Source organism: Aeromonas sp. QDB25, assembly GCF_027707725.1.
GTDB classification, from domain to species: domain Bacteria; phylum Pseudomonadota; class Gammaproteobacteria; order Enterobacterales; family Aeromonadaceae; genus Aeromonas; species Aeromonas caviae.
Genome location: NZ_JAPCIZ010000222.1, coordinates 1 through 902, shown reverse-complemented (window position 1 = coordinate 902; position 902 = coordinate 1). Strand labels below are relative to the sequence as shown.

Sequence of the window (902 nt, the reverse complement as noted above, 5' to 3'; positions counted from 1 at the left end):
CGATCCAGAATTGGAAGCCTGCCCTGAATCGCTTTATTATCGAGTTCGGAGATCGCCTGAACGGTCACCTGTAATGGAGTGGGCAGTTACACAGAATCATTTACAGGCTCACGTTTTGCCATATAATGGCATCTATGCGTTTAGTCTAGTAATTACTGGACATTACTGGATTCCACTTACGTAGCAAACGCCATTGCCGTACTATCCCAACTCAATTTCCTTGAAACACTTTTGCAAAGCCACCATGACTATTCGACGTCTGATTTCACTTTTCACCCTGGCGACACTTGTCTTGTTGAGCGTACTCATCTTTACGCTCTGGTCAGGCTTCCGAAATGCACTGGAAACTTCACGTGACGAGAACACCGTCGCACTGCCGGCTTTGGTGTCAATGCTGGAAACGCGTTTCAACGTGGTTCAGGTCCAGCAGTTCCTTACCGATGTCTCGGCGACCGGTGAGTCCGACGGCTTCAAGGAAGCCAAGACAGCCTACGATGAAGCGATCAAGGATCTGGATAACATCGCCCGGCTCCAACCAAAGCTTGCCGACCAGGCGGCCAAGGCGAAAGACAGCTTAGGCAAGTTCCATACGTTCGGCATCGAAATGGCCAAGGCCTACAACAGCGGTGGTCAGGAAGCAGGCAACGCGCTGATGAAGCGCCCCAATGATGGTTTCGACGCTCTGGCGGAACGGCTGACCGGCCAGCTTGAGAGTCTGGAGAAAACCGTTCGCGAGCACATGGCGGAATCCGCAAGCATTACGGAAACCGGAATCCAGCGGGCGCAGGGCACAAGTACCGGGCTCGGCGTCGCCATCGGTGTGCTGATGCTGCTATCGGGTTTCATGCTCTACCGGTCGCTGATCCGGACACTCGGCGGCGAACCCGTGGAGGCTGCAAGGA

At 54.0% G+C, this 902-nt stretch carries 1 protein-coding gene; it reads left to right on the top strand.

Features of this window, described 5'->3' with window-relative positions; translation table 11 throughout:
- Positions 1-244 precede the first annotated feature (244 nt).
- A partial coding sequence (locus tag PG883_RS23585; protein WP_270808481.1) for a hypothetical protein occupies positions 245-902 on the top strand: 658 nt, incomplete at its 3' end.